The sequence below is a fragment of the Nonomuraea sp. NPDC048826 genome, from assembly GCF_043198225.1.
GTDB lineage: Bacteria > Actinomycetota > Actinomycetes > Streptosporangiales > Streptosporangiaceae > Nonomuraea.
Window position 1 is genome coordinate 202,620 of sequence record NZ_JBICUQ010000009.1, and the last position, 15,240, is coordinate 217,859.

The following is a 15,240-nucleotide window of genomic DNA, read 5'->3' on the forward strand; positions in this document are numbered from 1 at the left end:
CGGGCCGGAAACCAACGAGATCCGCCCACTACTCCCCAGTCGTCCCGTCGAGTCGTTCGCGCAGCAGGTCGGCGTGGCCGTTGTGGCGGGCGTACTCCTGGATGAGATGGACCAGGGTGCGCCGGTGGGAGACGTCGTTCCCGTGGCGCGGCCGCTTGGCGAGCGCGTCCAGCGGCAGCGCGGCCGAGATCTCGCGGGCCCGCTCGATCTCGGCCTGCCAGGTGGCGAACGCCTCCTCGGCCGAGGCGGTGTCCACGTCCTCGAAGTCGGCGTCCTGGCGGGTGTCCTTGCCCCACAGCCGCGGCAGGTCCTCGCCGTCGATGATCTGGCGGAACCAGGCCCGCTCCACGTGCGCCATGTGCCTGACCAGGCCGATCAGGGAGAGGTTCGACGGCGGCACGGCCCGCTCGCGCAGTTGTTCCTCGCTCAGGCCCGCGCACTTGGCGGCGAGGGTCGCCCGCTGCCAGTCGAGCCAGCTGTTGAGCACGGCGCGCTCGTCGCCGCTGTAGATCGGGGGTGTGCGTTCCATCCCGGCAAGCTAGCGCACCGCGCACGCGTAGCCGGTGGGCACCCCGCTGCCGTCGCCGGGGCGGGCCGCCTGGAAGCCGAACGTGGTGCTCCGGCCTGGGGCGAGCGCGCCGTTGTAGGGGGCGTTGTCGAAGACGGCGCCGGTCCTGGTGGTGTTCCACGAGCCGGTGACCTGGTGGCCCTGGGGCAGGGTGACGGTGACCCGCCAGCCGGTGATCGGGGCGGTGCCGGTGTTGGTCACCGTGACCGGCTGGACGACGTAGCCGGTGGCCCACTGCGTCTGGGTGGTGGCCGTGGCCGTGCAGCCGCCCGTGGGGTCGGGGTCTTCGCCGCCCGTGGCCGGCGGGACGCGGATGATGCGGTCGTCCTGGGCGACCGGGGTGCCGCGGCCGTCGCGGTTGCTGGTCGCCACCCAGAGCCAGCCGTCAGGGCCGACCGCGACCGTGCGCAGCCGTCCGTACTCCGAGGTGAACTCGGCCTGCGGGGTGCCCGCCGTGCCGTCGGCGTTCAGCGGCACCGCCCACAGCCGCTGGCCGCGCAGCGCCGCCGCGAACAGCGTGTCGTTCGCGTACGCGAGACCGCTCGGCGAGGACTGGGCCGTCGTCCAGGTGACGATCGGGTCGCGGAACGAGCCGCTGCCGCAGGTGCCTTCGCAGGTGGGCCAGCCGTAGTTGCCGCCCGCGACGATCCGGTTGATCTCGTCCCAGGTGTTCTGGCCGAACTCGGTCGCGTACATCCGGCCCTGCCCGTCCCAGGCCAGCCCCTGGACGTTGCGGTGGCCGTAGCTCCAGACCCGGGAGCCGGGGAACGGGTTGTCGGCGGGGATCCCGCCGGTGGGCGTGATGCGCAGGATCTTGCCGGCGAGGCTGTTGAGGTTCTGGGCGTTGCCGGTGGTGGCGGCGTCGCCGGTGGCCACGTACAGCATGCCATCGGGGCCGAACGCGATGCGGCCGCCGTCGTGGATCGTGGCGCTCGGCACTCCGGAGAGGATGACCGTCTGCGTCTGCGGCGCGCTGAGCTGGAACCTGACCAGGCGGTTGTCACCCGCGGTGCTGGTGAAGTACGCGTAGACCCAGTCGTCCGCGGCCGCGAGGCCGAGCAGGCCGCTCTCGCCGGAGGCGCTCACCCCGCTCACCGTGGCGACCTGGGCGGGGGCCTGACCGGGGCGGACCCGCATGATCCGCCCGGTGTTGCGCTCGGCCACCAGCCCGCTGCCGTCGGGCAGGAACGCCAGCCCCCACGGCACCTGCAGCCCGGTGACCGAAACCTCCGCCCGGTCGAAGTCGAACCCGCCCAGCACCTGGGCCCGCGTCTCCGGGGCGAGGGCGACCAGGGCGGCCAGCGTCATGAGCAGGGCGGTGACGAGACGGGCGCGCATGCCGGGCTCCTCGTGCGGTTCGCCGCTTGCGGATGGGAGCACCGTAGGCGCCGGTGCGGCGCGAGCTCAACGCGCGCCATCGGCGGGCAACCCGTGACCTGGGACGACGCCCCGGGCGGAGGTGAAACTTTCAGCTCGGCAGGGGCGGGTCTTCCTGCTGGAAGGCGATCACGATGTAGCGGCCGTTGGCGTAGCTGACCACGGGCCGCCGCAGGTGCTCGCCCGCCCTGCGGGCCACGCTCTGGAACAGCTCGACCATCTCCGGGGTGTCGGCGCTCACCCGGAACCGGCCGTGGGCGGTGAGGTGCTCGACGACCAGGGGCAGGAAGTTGGCCTCGGCGCGCGCCCGTTCGTCCGCGTCGATGGGGGTGCGGCGGAAGGCGGGCTGCGTGCCGGTCATCGTCGGCCTCCTCGGGGTTCGTCGTCCGACCTCAGCATGCTAGCCCCACCCCGGCTGCCTGGCAGTTTCCTGGGAGTCGTCGCCGTTCGGATGCCCTTTACGCCTGGTCAGGGATAGGTTGTCTGAACCCCATCTCCCCTTTCGGTCGTCCGTAACCCGAGGGAGTGCGAGGCACGCGAAGGAAAGGCAGCAGGTCCGCATGAGCGTCGTGAAAACCGGCATCAGGCGAAGAGTCCGACTCCTGGGGCAGGCGCTTCGCCCGCCGAAGTTTCAGGACAGTCCGAAAACCGAGTCCCTGCGGCCCCCGAAGCGCGTGCAGGTCGTCGACTACAGCGTCCCGATCATGCCCCGGCAGGTCAGTTCCCCGGTGTTCGTGATCGCGCCGGTGCGGTCCGGCTCCACGCTGCTGCGCACGCTGCTCAACAGCCACTCCCGCATCCGCGCCCCGCACGAGCTCCACCTGCGCACCCTCCGCGTGCAGCCCACCCCCGGCTTCTCCGAGGAGTCCATGCTGGAGCTCGGCCTGGACCAGGTCGAGCTGGAGCACGTGCTCTGGGACCGCATCCTCCATCTGGAGCTGGAGCGCAGCGGCAAGGACGTCATCGTCGACAAGACGCCGGGCAACGTCTTCGTCTGGGAACGGCTGAAGTACGCCTGGCCCGACGCCCGCTTCCTCTTCCTGCTGCGTCATCCGGAGGGCGTGGTCTCCTCGCTGGAGAATCGCAAGGGCAACACCGCCGCCCGGGAGACCCTGGAGGCGAACGCGCTGAAGTACTTCAAGCCCCTGGAGAAGGCCCGCCGCACCCTCGACGGCCTGACGCTGCGGTACGAGGAGCTGACCGCCGAGCCTGAACGGGTCACCCGCGAGGTCTGCGACTACCTGGGCGTGCCGTGGGAGCAGGGAATGCTCGACTACGGCAAGCACGACCACGGCCGGTTCCTGCCGAACCTGGGCGACCGCAGCGACGCCATCAAGTCCGGCCGGATCCAGCCCGCCCGCACCTTCGAAGGCGTCGCGCTCTCGTCCCAGCTCGCCAAGTACGCCGCCGCCTGGGGATACGCCTGATCTCGTACGGTCGGCGCATGGACATCATCGCGGTCACCCGGCACGGCAAGGGCCTGCTCCCCAGAGCGACATCACGGCAGAATGAGGGCGTGACCAACGATCGATCGGCAGCGCCGGCGACCCAGCGCCGGTTCGCCGCCTCCGAGGTCAGGCTTCCGGAGCACGTCCTGCTGGAGGGCACCTCCGGCCGGATCCTGCGCGAGGCGCTGCTGCTCTTCGCCGAGCGGGGCTTCTACGGCACCTCCATCCGCGACCTCGGGGAGGCCTGCGAGATCCGCTCGGCGACGCTCTACTCCCACTTCCCGGCCAAGGAGAACGTCCTGGCCGAGCTGGTCCGCATCGGTCACGAGGAACACCACCGGCGCCTGGCCGAAGCCGCCGAGGGCCCGGCCGGCCCCGAGACGCGCCTGCGGCGCGTGGTCCGCGCGCACGTGCTGGTCCACGCCGAGTTCCCGATGCTCGCGGTGGTCGCCAACAACGAGCTGCACGCACTCTCCGACGAACTGGCCGGGCCCGCGCTCACGCTCCGCGCCGACGGCCGACGGCTGCTCATCGACATCCTCGACGAGGGCATCGCCACGGGCGTGTTCGACGCGCCCGACGCCTTCCTCGCCGTCACGGCGATCAGCGGGATGGGCATGCGCGTGGCCAACTGGTACGACCCCGCCATGCCGTACGAACCGGAGCAGGTCGCCGACACCTACGCGGAGTTCGCGCTGCGGATGACCAGGGCGGGCTCCTGATCAGGGATCCGCAGGTCGTCAGACGCGCACGGGCAGCAGGTCGGGCAACGGCTCGCCGCGCGTGAGCCAGTGCAGGAGCACGCGCCTGAACAGCTCGGGGTCCTCGCCGCTCCACGCGTGATGCATGCCGGGCGCGATCCGCGCGACCGCTCGCGGCGCCCGGGAGGTGACCTCCGACAGCGCCCGGTGCATCAGCTTCGGCTCACGCTCGCCCGCCAGCATCAGGATGGGCGTCCGGGTCCGCCGCAGGCCGTCGAGGTCGGCGGCCGGCACGCCTCCGTAGATCTCGCGCAGCATCCGCCGCGCCGACGCGCGGTCGATGCCGACGCCGGTCTCGACGAACGCGGGGACCGCGTCCTCGGGCATCCGGTAGGCGCGCGCCATCACCTGCCAGTAGCCCCGCGAACCCCAGAACGGGACCTGCGCGTGCCCGGCCAGCCGTGCCGCCGCGCCGAGGGGTCGCAGCAGCGGGCCGGTGAGCATCGCGCTCCCGGCGAGATCGGGATGGCGGGCCAGGAGCGCGGTGCCGACCACGGCTCCCAGGGAGAGGCCGACGACGTGCGCCCGCCCGCCGTGGGCGCGTTCGCGGACGATCTCCGCCACCGCGTCCGCCACCTCGGCGAGGGTCGTCCACGGCTCGGCGTTCGACCCGCCGAACCCGGGCAGATCGGGGATCAGGCTGTGGTGGCCGGGCAGCGACGCGGCCAGTTCGTGCCACATCCATCCGGCGACGTTGCCGCCGTGCAGGAACACGAGCGTCGGGCCGGCGTCCGGATGCTCCTCGCGCACGTGCATCACAACACCTCTTCCAGTTCGTCGAGCCAGGTGAGCTCGGTCTCCAGGTGCGCGATGCCGTTGCGCAGCGTCAACGCCCGCAGCCGCTCGGGGAGGGCGGACGTGGGCGCCTCGATCGCCCGCAGCTCGCTCAGCCGCTCCTTCACCATGGCCCGGCGTTCCTCGACGAGCGCCCGTACGAGCTGGGGGTCGTCGGTGCGGCCGGCGAAGTAGATCCGCGCCAGGAACGCCTCGCGGGGCGGCTCGGTGGGCGCGGGGGAGCGCAGCCACCCGTCCAGCTCGGCGGAGCCCGCCTCGGTCAGCCGGTATTCGTGCCGGTCGGGCCGCGACCGCTGGTGGATGACCTCCTCCTCGACCAGGCCCTCCGCGCGCAGGACGCCGAGGGTCCGGTAGATCTGCGACCGGTCGGCCGCCCAGAAGTGGCCGGCGGTGCTGTCGAAGGTCTTCTTGAGGTCGTATCCGGTCATCGGTTGCAGATCGAGCAGGCCGAGGATCGCATGCCTAAGGGACATGACACATAGTCTACATCACGACTATGCCTCGGCCGAGGTGTCCACCGATCCCGGCGTCCGGGCGCCGCGTCGTCAGTCGACGCGGTAGGAACGCTCGACCAGGTCGGTCATCGCCTGCTGGAAGTCGCGGCGCCGCTGCTCGCTCCAGTCGCCGGTCAGCCGGTCGAAGACCTGTTCCTGCCAGGCGTGCGCGTCCGCCAGCATCGCGTGCCCCGACGGCGTCACCGTCGCGTGGCGTCGGCGTCTGTCCTCCACCGAGGTCCGCATCTCCAGATAGCCGGCCTCCGACGCGTCCCTCACCAGCCGTGACGCCCCGCTCTGGTCGATGCCGATCTCGCGGGCGACGGCGTTGACCGTGGCTTCCCTGCCGTGCCGGGTGAGCGCGCAGACGGCCTCGGTGATGAGGACGAGCCGGCCCTGCTCGGCGGTCCGCTGGTCCACGGTCCTGCGCGACCAGTGCCGTACGAACTGGAACAAGACCTGTCCGGGCCCCGGCTCGCTCATTCGGTGGCCGCCATCTCGCGGCAGAGGGCGGCCAGTTCGAGTGCCGCCTCCAGGTCGGGCAGGCGGAGCGCGGCGGACACCTTGCCCCCGGCCACCCGGAACACCGTGGCGACCCTGGTGGGAGACTCGCTCCCGGGCCAGGTCGCGTCCTGCTCGACGACCATGAGCCGCTCGCTGATCGGGTGCCGCGACCTCGGCACCAGGGTGATCCCGGACCGCTCGACCCACTCCGCGAACTGCTCGGGAGTGATCGCCCCCGCCCCCTTCGGGCCCAGGACGACGACCGGATCGCTGACCGCCTTCGCTGCTCGCTCCGGGTCGCGGGCGTTGACGCTCGTGTGCCACTGGGTGATGGCGTCTTCCAGCATGCTTAATTGTATGCATATCGCATACAGTCAAAGAAACCTGTATGACCTGTAGGAAGACTTGACACCTTCGGCCCGGCCCCGCTCGACGGAAGCCCGTGATCCATCCAAGGAAGAGGCGACCACCGATCGGCTCCAGCCCGGCCGACCGGCGTGGATGCACCCTGGCCAGCGAGGTCGTACAGGTAGAAGGGGGTGGACTCGCCGGTGAGCACGCCCGGGGGCGCCTGGTCGAACAGCGCCTCGTAGCCCGCGCGCCGCCAGACGCCGAGGACGACGGCGGCTGGCGGGCGGCGATGGCGAGCAAGTACGCCACCGTGTCTGGCTTCGTGAAGCTGCTGACCGCGGTGATCGCGTTCGAGGCCAACGCTGAGGGTCGGCAGGTGCTGGCCGCCATGCAGCGCCTGCCGGATGCGCTGGCCTACCGCTCGCGCCACCATCCGGTCACGGTGCTGCCGCTGCGGCTGATCGACCCGCTGGTGGTGACCGGGCCGTGGAAGCGGCTGGCGTTCGGCCATCCGGCCCGCACCGACAACCTCCTCGACCGCAATGCGTACGTGTCCTGCGTGCTGGAGCAGTTCCACCGCCACCTCAAGCGCCGCGAGATCTACGCGCCCGCCTCCAGCCGGTGGCGCGACCCGGACGCCCAGCTGCTGAAGGGCGCGGCCTGGGCGGCGGTCAAGGACAGCGTGCTGACCGACCTGGGCCTGCCCGAAGACCCGGCCGGGTTGCTGGCCGAGCACGCCGAGCGGCTGGATCGCGCCTACCGGGTGGTGCGGGCCGGGCTGGCCGCCAACACCTCCGTCACCATCGACGACGACGGCAAGATCCACGTCGTCAGCGTCAAGGCGATCGATGAGCCGCCGTCGCTGATCGACCTGCGCAAGCGGGTGGAGGCGATGATGCCGCGGGCGGACATCTCCGAGGCGGTCGTGGAGGTGCTGGGCTGGTGCCCGAAGTTCATGGAGGCCTCAATTTCGATCGCCGGCACCGGCCCGCACCTGGACGACCTGGACATCTCGGTGGCGGCGTGCCTGACCGCCCAGGCGCTGAACATCACCTACGGGCCGATCGCGGTCAAGGGCGTGCCCGCGCTGGAGCGGCATCGGCTCGGCTACGTCGACCACACCTACCTGCGCGCCGACAACTACGGTGCGGCCAACCCGCACCTGATCGCCAAGCAGACCGGGATCGCTTTCGCCCAGGCGCTGGGCGGCGGCCTGGTCGCGGCCATCGACGGCATGCGGGACCTTGCCGACGCGCTGCGCGGCAGCGCAGAAGAGGCGTAGCGGGTGGCCGGCGACCCCGATCCCGGCGACGACGACACCGGGGACGTCGCCATGTGGGCCCGAACGGTTCGGCGCGTCCGGGATCGACCTGCCCGTCTTGGATGGCGTCGCGCTCACCCGCCCGGCTGATTGTGCGCAACGCTGGCAGGGCCTCCCGGGACTACAGGGAGGCCGAGCAGCCGTCTCGTCGGAGGACATCCCCAGGCTCTCCCGGTAATACAGCGCGTACGCGGAGATGGGCGATACCGGCGTCTGCTTCGCTCCAGGCGGGTCAGGTCAGACCCGCGTCGTGGGCGAGGATCGCGATCTGGGTGCGGTTGTCCATGCCGAGCTTGGTGAGGATGCTGGAGACGTGCGCTTTCACGGTCGTGATGCCCATGGCCAGGTCCGCGGCGATGTCGGCGTTGGTCTGGCCGTGCGCGATCGCCAGGGCCACCTCGTGCTCGCGCGGGGTGAGGGCGGCCAGCGCGGCACGGGCCTGCTCATAGGCGCCGGCCTGCGCGACGGTGCGCTCCATCAACCGCCGGGTGATGTGCGGGGACAGGATCGGATCGCCTGTGGCGACCCGGGTGACCGCCTCCACGATCCGCGGCGGCGGGGTGTCCTTCAGCAGGAACCCGGCGGCGCCCGCGCGGAGGGCGTGCAGGACGTTCTCGTCGGTGTCGAACGTGGTCAGCACGATCACCTCAGGCGGGCGGGCACGGGCGCGCAGCCGGCGGGTGGCGGTGATGCCGTCCACACGCGGCATCCGCAGGTCCATCAGGACGACGTCGGGCGCGTGGGCGTCGGTGGCGGTGATGGCCTCCTGGCCGTCGGCTGCCTCGCCGACGACCGTGATGCCAGCGGCGCCGTCCAGCATCATGGACAGCCCCGCACGGACCAGGGCGTCGTCGTCGACCAGTAACACGCGGATCACGCGGGCCATGGTAGCCGGGCCTGGAGCCGGAACTCTCCTTCGGTGTGGTGGTGATCCAGTTGCCCGCCGGCCAGCCGTACCCGCTCGGTGAGCCCGACCAGGCCGAGGCCGCTGCCGGGCGTGAGTGGGGCGGTGCCCGCCGGGGTCAGCGGGTTGCGGATGTCGATCAGCAGGGACGTGCCGGGAGCGCCGCACAGCAGCACGTCCACCGGCCGGCTGGGGGCGTGTTTGCGGGCGTTGGTGAGCCCCTCCTGGACGACGCGGTAGGCGGTCCGGGACGCGGCCTGCGGCAAGGCGCCATCGTCGGTGACCTCCTCGCGGAGCCGTACCTCCTGGCCGGCCTCCCGCGCGTCGGCGATCAGGCCGGGCAGGTCGGCCAGCGCCAGCTGGAGTGCCAGCTCGTCCAGCTGGTCGTCCTGTTCACGCAGCAGGCTGATCACCTGGCGGAGCTCCTCCAGCGCCTGGTGTACACCGGCGCGGATCACCCCGGCGGCCCGGGCGAGTTGTTCAGGGGAGGAGTCCGGGCGGTATTCCAGTGCCCCGGCATGGGTGGCCACCAGGGACAGGCGGTGGGCCAGCACGTCGTGCATCTCCCTGGCAAGCTGGCGGCGTTCGGCCATCCTGGCCTCGGCGACCCGCCTGCCCTGCTCGGCCTCGGCGCGGTTGGCACGCTCGTGCAGGGAGAAGAGCAGGGCGCGGCGGGAGCGGGCCAGCGCTCCCCAGCCGAGCAGCGCGCCGTAGGAGGCGCAGACCAGCAGTAACCACCATTGCTGGGAGATGCCGGAGTTCGGTCGCCACAGCCCCTGGACCACGTGGGCCGCAACGCCCCCGGCCGCCACCGCCGCCGCGACGGGGAAGCGCCTGCGCTGGGCCACCTGCAACGCCCCCATCGTCGCCGCCGCAATGGCCACGGGGGAAAGGGGCGCCAGGAGAGTGGCGGCCAGTGCTCCCGAGGCCGGCCACCACAGCTGGGCGAGCGCCGCGACCAGGCTCACCGCCGCGACGGCGACATCCAGCCCCCACATGGGCCCGTCGGCCAGGCTCCACAGGGTAAGGGCGTTCAGGCCGCCTATCACGAGGACCACGCCGGCCACCGCGATCGGGTGCGAGGGTCGGATCTTTTTCACCGGGTCAGGGTAATCGCCGGTCCTCAGGCGCCATCACCTACCAAAGGAGGAGCCATACCCCACTGGGGGAGAACACCGAGCGACCACGCGCCCGATGCGGCGGATCGGGCGAATGGGCGAAGCTGACCTGCATGAACACCTCAGCCAAGCGAATCTCCTCCGTCGTCGGCGCCTCCGTGGCTGCCCTGGCCGTCTGGGCCCTGGCAGCGCCGGTCGCCGGAACCACGCTGACCGTGCGCATGGGGGCCGGCACGCAGGCGATCGAACCGGGATCGGTCCTGGTGGCAAGCCTGGTGGTCGGGCTGGCGGGCTGGGGGCTGCTGGCCGTCCTGGAGCGGTTCGCGTCCCGGCCCGCCCGGATCTGGACGATCATCGCCCTGGCCGTGTGCGCGCTGTCGCTCCTCGGCCCGCTCGGCAGCGCGGTCGGCGCCGCCGCGACGCTTGTGCTGGTCCTGATGCACCTGGTCGTCGGTGCCGTCATCGTGCTGGGGCTGGCGCGACGATGAACTTGCCCTACGGATCTCTGATCACTCTGACCCCCATCGCGATCAAGCTTGGCTGACATGCCTTGCGCTGGTGGGCCTTCTGCGGCCGGGCCGACGCCCCCTGGCTACTTCTGACAGACCTGGGCGGTCACACCCTGGTGTCAAATTTCGATCTCTGGAGTTTCTGTGCCCTTCGGGTATTTGTTCGCTGTGGCGCTCGTCGCGATCGGTACGCTGTTCGCGCTACGGCCGGTGCCGTTCTCCCGCCCGCTCGGCCGCCCGAGCTACTACTTCGGCTTGGCCGCCAACGAACTGCCGTTCGCGGCCTTCTTCTGGTTGCTGCTGCTCCCGACGGCACTGGCGTTCGCCGAGGGTGACATCGACTCGGCGGGCGGCTGGGCGATCGTCGCCCTGGCCGCCGTGAGCGCGATCGGGCTCGCGGTCATCGCCTACCGCGCGATGGGGGAGCGGTCCAGGATCGAGCGCGCGATGGACCTCGGGCTGGGCGCGGGGTGGCGCGCCGCCATTGACGCCGACCTCCGCGCCGGGCTGCGGCGCCGTCCCCCGTGGGTCCGCATCCTGTTCCTGCCCATCGTCAAGCGCCGCCTGGACGTCCGGCGCACGGCCAACCTCGCCTACGGCGACGCGGGCCGCCGCAACGTGCTCGACCTCTACCACCACCGCTCGCGCCCGTCCGGCGCGCCCGTGATGATCCACCTGCACGGCGGCGGCTACTCCGGCGGCCACAAGAACAGCCAGTCGCTTCCTCTTCTCTACCACCTCGCCGGCCAGGGATGGGTGTGCATCAGCGCCAACTACCGGCTACGGCCGCAGGTCCAGCATCCGGAGCACCTGATCGACCTCAAGAAGATCATCGCCTGGGTACGCGAGCACGCCCACGAGTACGGCGCCGACCCGTCGACACTGTTCGTCGCGGGCAGTTCGGCGGGCGGGCACATGGCGGCACTGGCCGCGCTCACCCCGAACGACCCCGCTTTCCAACCGGGCTTCGAGGACGCCGACACCTCCGTGACCGGCGCCATCTACCTGAACGGCTGGTATCGCGGCTACTTCGGCCAGGGCCCGGAGTCCTCGCCACTGGCCCACATCGCACCAGACGCGCCGCCGTTCCTCGTGGCCCACGGCGATCTGGACCCGCAGGTGCCCGCGGCCGACGCCCGGCACTTCGCCGACCGGCTACGCCACACCTCGGCCAACCCCGTCGTCTACGCCGAGCTGCGCGGCGGGAACCACGCCTTCGACCTGTACCATTCGGTCCGCTTCGAGGCCGTCATCGATGCGATCGAGGGCTTCACCGCCTGGGTGAGATCACGGGAAAGAAGAACTCTGGCCGGCTAACCGGCACATCCGCTCACGGCACTTCCATGGGACGCTCGTCGTCCGCTGTGACTCCAGCGACGCAACCGCTCATGTACGGGATAACTATCTATTATCACGTACATGAGCGATCACGGCGACGCGGCGACCAGGACAACCCTCCGCCGAGGCAGTGCGCGACTCGGGCACGTTATCCGGTACATCGCCGCAGGTTTCCCACGGCGGGCGGCATGAGCGCCGCCCCGAAGATCACCGCCCTTCGCGGTGGAGACGTCACGCTCGCCGCAGCCGCCGACGCCTTCCTGTCCACCCCGCGCACCGCCAACCCCAACACCCACCGCGCTTACGCCTCCGCGATCGACCGCACCATCGAGCGGCTCGGCCGCGACCGGCCGCTCGCCAACGTCACCGACACCGAGATTGGCACCGCACTCACCGAACTGTGGGGCCGATGCGCGCCGGCCACCTGGAACCGCAACCGCGCCGCCGTCACCTCCTGGCTGTCCTGGTGCCAGACCAAGAAGCGCTGGGCCGCACCCTCGGTCCCCGCCGACGCCGAGCGCCGCAAGGAAGGCCCCGACGAGACCCGCGCCGTCGCCAAGACCACCATCCACCGGCTGCTGTCACGCCGCGACTTCCCACTGCGGGAGAAGACCCTGTGGCGGATGCTGTACGAAACCGCCGCCCGGGCCGCGGAGATCCTGGCGCTCAACGTCGAGGACAGGGACCTGGAGCACCGGCGGGCGCCTGTCCGCTCCAAGGGCGGCGCGATCGAGTGGGTGTACTGGGAGTCTGGCACCGTCCACCTGCTGCCCCGACTCCTCCGGCTCCCGGACGGAAGCACCCGCACGCACGGCCCGCTGTTCCTGTCCGAACGCCGCCCCGTCCCCGCCCGCCGGCCGGCGGCCGGCGACATCTGCCCGCACACCGGCCGCGCCCGCCTGGGCTACGACCGCGCCCGCGTCCTGCTCGACACCTACGCCGGGCTCGATCCGCACCAGCTGCGCCACAGCGCCGCCACCCACCTCGGCGAGGCCGAGGTGGGTGCAGCTCATCATGGGCTAGACACGCCACAAGAACCCCCGCACCGCCATGCGCTACGTCAAACCCGGAGCTGAGACCATCGCCAAGGTCACCGAGGTCCTGGCGCCCCGCCGCCGTACCCACTGATCAACTGGGTGGCGGATGACCGTAGCTAGAGGAGTTCCGGGCCGTCCAGCAAATGCGGAGCGCACCGCGCCGGCTCCAAAGTCCGCAACTGATCGCGGTTGGCACCCAGCTGCTCCAGCACGACCGCGGTCATCATGTCCACGTCGGCCACCGGCCGCCACTCCGGCTCGCCCCGGCCATCCCGGCCGCCACCATCACCACGCGCCATGCCTCAGATCGTCCCAGACCCCCACCCGTCGCCCGCCGCACCTTCACCACATCGAGACCCAGGGCTGCCGCCCACACCGTGATCATTATCAGTGCCAACCGTCTGTGCGATGGAACGGAATCCGGCGTCAACCACGTCCCGAAGACCCCAGCAGCAGGGGGTCACTGACCTGGGAGAACCCCGTTGACGCCGGATTCCGTTCCAAATCTCTCTGACCCCCGCGTCACCGGGGCCGCCGCTGTGGGGAAGAGTTCGGCCAGGGTTGAGCGCTCAGCCGTCCTGGGCCGGCGGATCCGGCGGGTCCGGCGCGTACAGGCCGGCCTGACGGTAGACGGCGGTGAGGTAGCGCAGCATCTCCTCGGCGTCCGGCGGGTCCGGCTGCAGCACGCGGTACATCACCGCACCGGCCATCATGTCGATCAGCACGTCGAGATCGGCGTCGGCGGCCACGGCGCCGTCCTGCTGGGCGCGCCTGAGCATCGCGGCGGCCAGCTCGCGGCGGGGGACGACGTACTGCTCCCAGTAGACCTTCATCAGCTGCGGATGGCTCACCGCCGACCCCATGACACGGGCGATCAGCGCGCGGTAGTCGGCCCCGGCGGACATCTCGGCCGCCGTGGGCAGGACGCGCTCGACGAGGTCGCGCGGCCGCAGGGCGTAGACGTCCTCGGCCGAAGGGGTGACCTCGGCGCGGACCCAGTGCTCGATGGCCTGCGCGAGCAGGTCCTCCTTGCTGCTCCAGCGGCGGTAGACGGTCAGCTTGCCCACCCCGGCGCGCTTGGCGACCTGTTCCATGCTGGTGCCCTCGACCCCGCGTTCGACGAACAGCTCCAGCGCGGCGGTCAGGATCGCGGTGTCGGTCTCGGGGTCGCGCGGGCGTCCGCGCCCTCGGGAGGCGGTCACCGGAGCGCTCCGTCCAGCCAGCGGGTGGCCTCGGCGGCGCCGCCCTTGCAGGCCAGGTGACCGTCCGGGCGTATCAGCATGGGCGGGTCGTCCGAGTGGAGCCGCACGACGTGGTCGCAGAGCCGCTGCCGTGCCACCTGGAAGACAGCGTCGGCGCCGTTCCCGAGGACCGCCCAGGCGCCCCGGAGCTCGGCGTTCAGGTGGGTGCGGCTGCCGTCGGCGCGCTCGCAGGGCAGGTCGCCGACGCGGTCGCCGGGGCGCGGCGGGCCGAGCCTCCGACGCCCGCCGAGCGGCCCGCGCCGGTAGCTCACCCACAGCTGGGAGGTGGTGTAGGTGGCCCACCGCTGCAGCCAGCCCTGGTTGAACAGCCGCATCAGCACCTGGTCACGCAGCAGACGCCCGATCGGGCTGCCCGCGATGTTGACCTTGGTGGCGGCGGTGCTGCCGCGCAGCACGGCCGTGGCCAGCGGGCGGCGTTCGGCCTCGTAGGTGTCGAGCAACGTCTCGCCGGCCTTCCCCCGTACGACGAGGGCCAGCTTCCAGGCGAGGTTCTCGGCGTCGCCGAGGCCGGTGAGCATGCCCTGCCCGCCGAACGGGGCGTGCACGTGCGCGGCGTCCCCGGCCAGCAGGATGCGCCCGGCCCGGTAGGTGTCGGCCAGGCGCCGGTGCACGCGGAACAGCGACGCCCAGGTGACCTCGCCCAGCCGCAGGCCGGGCCGGCCGGTGCGCCGCGGCAGGATGTGCCGTACGCGCTCGGCGATCTGCTCCTCGCTGGGCTTGTCCTCCTGGAAGGCGGCGTCGTAGGCGAGCAGCCGCCACTGGTCGCCGGGCATCGGCATGACGCCGAGCATGCCTTCGGCGTGCGCCCAGCCGCTGGTGCCCGACCGGTCCAGCGCGGGCTCACCCTCCAGCCGCCCGTCGACGAGCAGGAAGCGCTCGCTGATCTTGACGCCGGGGAAGCCGATGCCGGCCAGCTTGCGCACGGTGCTGCCGGTGCCGTCGCAGCCGATCAGCCAGCCCGCCCGGACGGTGGTGCCGTCGGCGAGCACGGCGGTGACACCGGTCGCGTCCTGCTCGGCCCCGACCAGTCCGTTGCCCCACTCGGGCCGCCCGCCCAGCGCGGCCAGCCGTTCGCGCAGCCGCGCCTCGACCCGGGCCTGCGAGATCACCATGGGCGGGGCGGCGGTGTCGAGCCCCGGGTCGCCGAATCGCAGGCGCATCATCGGCCGGTCACCGGCGTAGGAGGTGATGGTCATCGCCCGCACCGACTCCTCCGGCAGCCCGTCGAGCGCGTCCAGCCGGTCGAGCACCTCCGAGCCGCGCGCGTGCACGAAGTTGGCCCGCGAGGAGGTGGCCGGCCCGGCGGCCTTGTCGACGACGCGCACCGCGATGCCGTGCTGGAGCAGCGCGCAGGTCACCGCCAGCCCCACCGGCCCGGCCCCGATCACCAGAACGTCCGTGTCCATCCGAGCTCCTTTTGTTTACGGTACGGACCCGTAAACAAATCATGCAC

Annotated in this window: 18 protein-coding genes; 6 read left to right on the forward strand and 12 right to left on the reverse strand. The window is 71.7% G+C overall.

Translation table 11 applies throughout. The features are described 5' to 3' along the window. Positions 1 to 28 precede the first annotated feature (28 nt). From ACGFI7_RS31530 to ACGFI7_RS31540, 3 genes are all read right to left on the reverse strand, one after another. Complete coding sequence (locus ACGFI7_RS31530) at positions 29 to 529, reverse strand: DinB family protein (RefSeq protein WP_393410932.1); 501 nt, start codon at positions 527 to 529, stop codon at positions 29 to 31. Between the two features lie 9 nt (positions 530 to 538). Further along, positions 539 to 1,906 carry a PQQ-dependent sugar dehydrogenase gene (locus ACGFI7_RS31535; RefSeq protein ID WP_393410934.1) on the reverse strand — a complete coding sequence of 456 codons (1,368 nt, stop codon included), beginning with the start codon at positions 1,904 to 1,906 and terminating at the stop codon, positions 539 to 541. 130 nt (positions 1,907 to 2,036) lie between these two features. After that, positions 2,037 to 2,306, reverse strand: a complete 270-nt coding sequence (locus ACGFI7_RS31540; RefSeq protein WP_393410936.1) for a hypothetical protein — start codon at positions 2,304 to 2,306, stop codon at positions 2,037 to 2,039. 343 nt (positions 2,307 to 2,649) lie between these two features. On the opposite strand from ACGFI7_RS31540, the gene ACGFI7_RS31545 reads away from it, so the two are divergent. Beyond that, the gene (locus tag ACGFI7_RS31545) at positions 2,650 to 3,372 is read left to right on the forward strand and encodes a sulfotransferase family protein (protein ID WP_393410938.1); all 723 of its coding nucleotides are present in this window, start codon (positions 2,650 to 2,652) and stop codon (positions 3,370 to 3,372) included. Between the two features lie 17 nt (positions 3,373 to 3,389). After that, a complete protein-coding gene (locus tag ACGFI7_RS31550) occupies positions 3,390 to 4,115 on the forward strand; it encodes a TetR/AcrR family transcriptional regulator (RefSeq protein ID WP_393410940.1) in 726 nt (241 codons plus the stop codon). Positions 4,116 to 4,133: 18 nt separating this feature from the next. Here the strand turns inward: ACGFI7_RS31550 and ACGFI7_RS31555 are convergent, their stop codons facing one another. From ACGFI7_RS31555 to ACGFI7_RS31570, 4 genes are all read right to left on the reverse strand, one after another. After that, positions 4,134 to 4,910: an alpha/beta fold hydrolase gene (locus ACGFI7_RS31555; RefSeq protein WP_393410942.1), complete on the reverse strand. Its 777-nt coding sequence runs from the start codon at positions 4,908 to 4,910 to the stop codon at positions 4,134 to 4,136. Then, the gene (locus tag ACGFI7_RS31560) at positions 4,910 to 5,422 is read right to left on the reverse strand and encodes a PadR family transcriptional regulator (RefSeq protein ID WP_393410944.1); all 513 of its coding nucleotides are present in this window, start codon (positions 5,420 to 5,422) and stop codon (positions 4,910 to 4,912) included. Before ACGFI7_RS31560 ends, ACGFI7_RS31555 begins: the two co-directional genes overlap by 1 nt. Positions 5,423 to 5,494: 72 nt before the next feature. Beyond that, on the reverse strand, positions 5,495 to 5,926 hold the full coding sequence (locus ACGFI7_RS31565; protein WP_393410946.1) for a MarR family winged helix-turn-helix transcriptional regulator: 432 nt from the start codon (positions 5,924 to 5,926) through the stop codon (positions 5,495 to 5,497). Continuing rightward, on the reverse strand, positions 5,923 to 6,294 hold the full coding sequence (locus tag ACGFI7_RS31570) for a nuclear transport factor 2 family protein (protein WP_393410948.1): 372 nt from the start codon (positions 6,292 to 6,294) through the stop codon (positions 5,923 to 5,925). Before ACGFI7_RS31570 ends, ACGFI7_RS31565 begins: the two co-directional genes overlap by 4 nt. Positions 6,295 to 6,389: 95 nt before the next feature. On the opposite strand from ACGFI7_RS31570, the gene ACGFI7_RS31575 reads away from it, so the two are divergent. After that, positions 6,390 to 7,580, forward strand: a complete 1,191-nt coding sequence (locus tag ACGFI7_RS31575) for a Tn3 family transposase (RefSeq protein ID WP_393410950.1) — start codon at positions 6,390 to 6,392, stop codon at positions 7,578 to 7,580. Between the two features lie 271 nt (positions 7,581 to 7,851). Here the strand turns inward: ACGFI7_RS31575 and ACGFI7_RS31580 are convergent, their stop codons facing one another. Further along, positions 7,852 to 8,505 carry a response regulator gene (locus tag ACGFI7_RS31580; protein WP_393410952.1) on the reverse strand — a complete coding sequence of 218 codons (654 nt, stop codon included), beginning with the start codon at positions 8,503 to 8,505 and terminating at the stop codon, positions 7,852 to 7,854. Further along, positions 8,493 to 9,623 (reverse strand): sensor histidine kinase, encoded by a 1,131-nt coding sequence (locus ACGFI7_RS31585; protein ID WP_393410954.1) that lies wholly within the window; start codon positions 9,621 to 9,623, stop codon positions 8,493 to 8,495. The genes ACGFI7_RS31580 and ACGFI7_RS31585 overlap by 13 nt, the downstream gene beginning before the upstream one ends. A gap of 131 nt (positions 9,624 to 9,754) precedes the next feature. Here ACGFI7_RS31585 and ACGFI7_RS31590 point away from each other — a divergent pair, with 131 nt between their 5' ends. From ACGFI7_RS31590 to ACGFI7_RS31600, 3 genes are all read left to right on the forward strand, one after another. Beyond that, positions 9,755 to 10,129 (forward strand): DUF6069 family protein, encoded by a 375-nt coding sequence (locus tag ACGFI7_RS31590; RefSeq protein WP_393410956.1) that lies wholly within the window; start codon positions 9,755 to 9,757, stop codon positions 10,127 to 10,129. Between the two features lie 165 nt (positions 10,130 to 10,294). Further along, positions 10,295 to 11,467, forward strand: a complete 1,173-nt coding sequence (locus ACGFI7_RS31595; RefSeq protein WP_393410958.1) for an alpha/beta hydrolase — start codon at positions 10,295 to 10,297, stop codon at positions 11,465 to 11,467. 209 nt (positions 11,468 to 11,676) lie between these two features. Further along, positions 11,677 to 12,564, forward strand: coding sequence for a tyrosine-type recombinase/integrase (locus tag ACGFI7_RS31600; protein WP_393410960.1), 888 nt, complete (start codon positions 11,677 to 11,679; stop codon positions 12,562 to 12,564). Positions 12,565 to 12,641: 77 nt separating this feature from the next. On the opposite strand, the gene ACGFI7_RS31605 is transcribed toward ACGFI7_RS31600, so the two are convergent. From ACGFI7_RS31605 to ACGFI7_RS31615, 3 genes are all read right to left on the reverse strand, one after another. Continuing rightward, positions 12,642 to 12,824, reverse strand: a complete 183-nt coding sequence (locus tag ACGFI7_RS31605; protein WP_393410962.1) for a hypothetical protein — start codon at positions 12,822 to 12,824, stop codon at positions 12,642 to 12,644. Between the two features lie 270 nt (positions 12,825 to 13,094). Beyond that, the gene (locus ACGFI7_RS31610) at positions 13,095 to 13,727 is read right to left on the reverse strand and encodes a TetR/AcrR family transcriptional regulator (protein ID WP_393410964.1); all 633 of its coding nucleotides are present in this window, start codon (positions 13,725 to 13,727) and stop codon (positions 13,095 to 13,097) included. Continuing rightward, a complete protein-coding gene (locus ACGFI7_RS31615) occupies positions 13,724 to 15,193 on the reverse strand; it encodes an FAD-dependent monooxygenase (protein ID WP_393410966.1) in 1,470 nt (489 codons plus the stop codon). Before ACGFI7_RS31615 ends, ACGFI7_RS31610 begins: the two co-directional genes overlap by 4 nt. Positions 15,194 to 15,240 lie beyond the last annotated feature (47 nt).

Excerpts from the sequence above, each read along its gene's own strand:
- ACGFI7_RS31550 (WP_393410940.1), top strand. The coding sequence starts at position 3,390 with ATGGACATCATCGCGGTCACCCGGCACGGCAAGGGCCTGCTCCCCAGA.
- ACGFI7_RS31590 (WP_393410956.1), top strand. The coding sequence starts at position 9,755 with ATGAACACCTCAGCCAAGCGAATCTCCTCCGTCGTCGGCGCCTCCGTG.
- ACGFI7_RS31535 (WP_393410934.1), bottom strand. The coding sequence starts at position 1,906 with ATGCGCGCCCGTCTCGTCACCGCCCTGCTCATGACGCTGGCCGCCCTG.
- ACGFI7_RS31540 (WP_393410936.1), bottom strand. The coding sequence starts at position 2,306 with ATGACCGGCACGCAGCCCGCCTTCCGCCGCACCCCCATCGACGCGGAC.
- ACGFI7_RS31560 (WP_393410944.1), bottom strand. The coding sequence starts at position 5,422 with ATGTCCCTTAGGCATGCGATCCTCGGCCTGCTCGATCTGCAACCGATG.
- ACGFI7_RS31555 (WP_393410942.1), bottom strand. The coding sequence starts at position 4,910 with ATGCACGTGCGCGAGGAGCATCCGGACGCCGGCCCGACGCTCGTGTTC.
- ACGFI7_RS31580 (WP_393410952.1), bottom strand. The coding sequence starts at position 8,505 with ATGGCCCGCGTGATCCGCGTGTTACTGGTCGACGACGACGCCCTGGTC.
- ACGFI7_RS31605 (WP_393410962.1), bottom strand. The coding sequence starts at position 12,824 with ATGGCGCGTGGTGATGGTGGCGGCCGGGATGGCCGGGGCGAGCCGGAG.
- ACGFI7_RS31565 (WP_393410946.1), bottom strand. The coding sequence starts at position 5,926 with ATGAGCGAGCCGGGGCCCGGACAGGTCTTGTTCCAGTTCGTACGGCAC.
- ACGFI7_RS31600 (WP_393410960.1), top strand. The coding sequence starts at position 11,677 with ATGAGCGCCGCCCCGAAGATCACCGCCCTTCGCGGTGGAGACGTCACG.
- ACGFI7_RS31530 (WP_393410932.1), bottom strand. The coding sequence starts at position 529 with ATGGAACGCACACCCCCGATCTACAGCGGCGACGAGCGCGCCGTGCTC.
- ACGFI7_RS31545 (WP_393410938.1), top strand. The coding sequence starts at position 2,650 with ATGCCCCGGCAGGTCAGTTCCCCGGTGTTCGTGATCGCGCCGGTGCGG.
- ACGFI7_RS31570 (WP_393410948.1), bottom strand. The coding sequence starts at position 6,294 with ATGCTGGAAGACGCCATCACCCAGTGGCACACGAGCGTCAACGCCCGC.
- ACGFI7_RS31615 (WP_393410966.1), bottom strand. The coding sequence starts at position 15,193 with ATGGACACGGACGTTCTGGTGATCGGGGCCGGGCCGGTGGGGCTGGCG.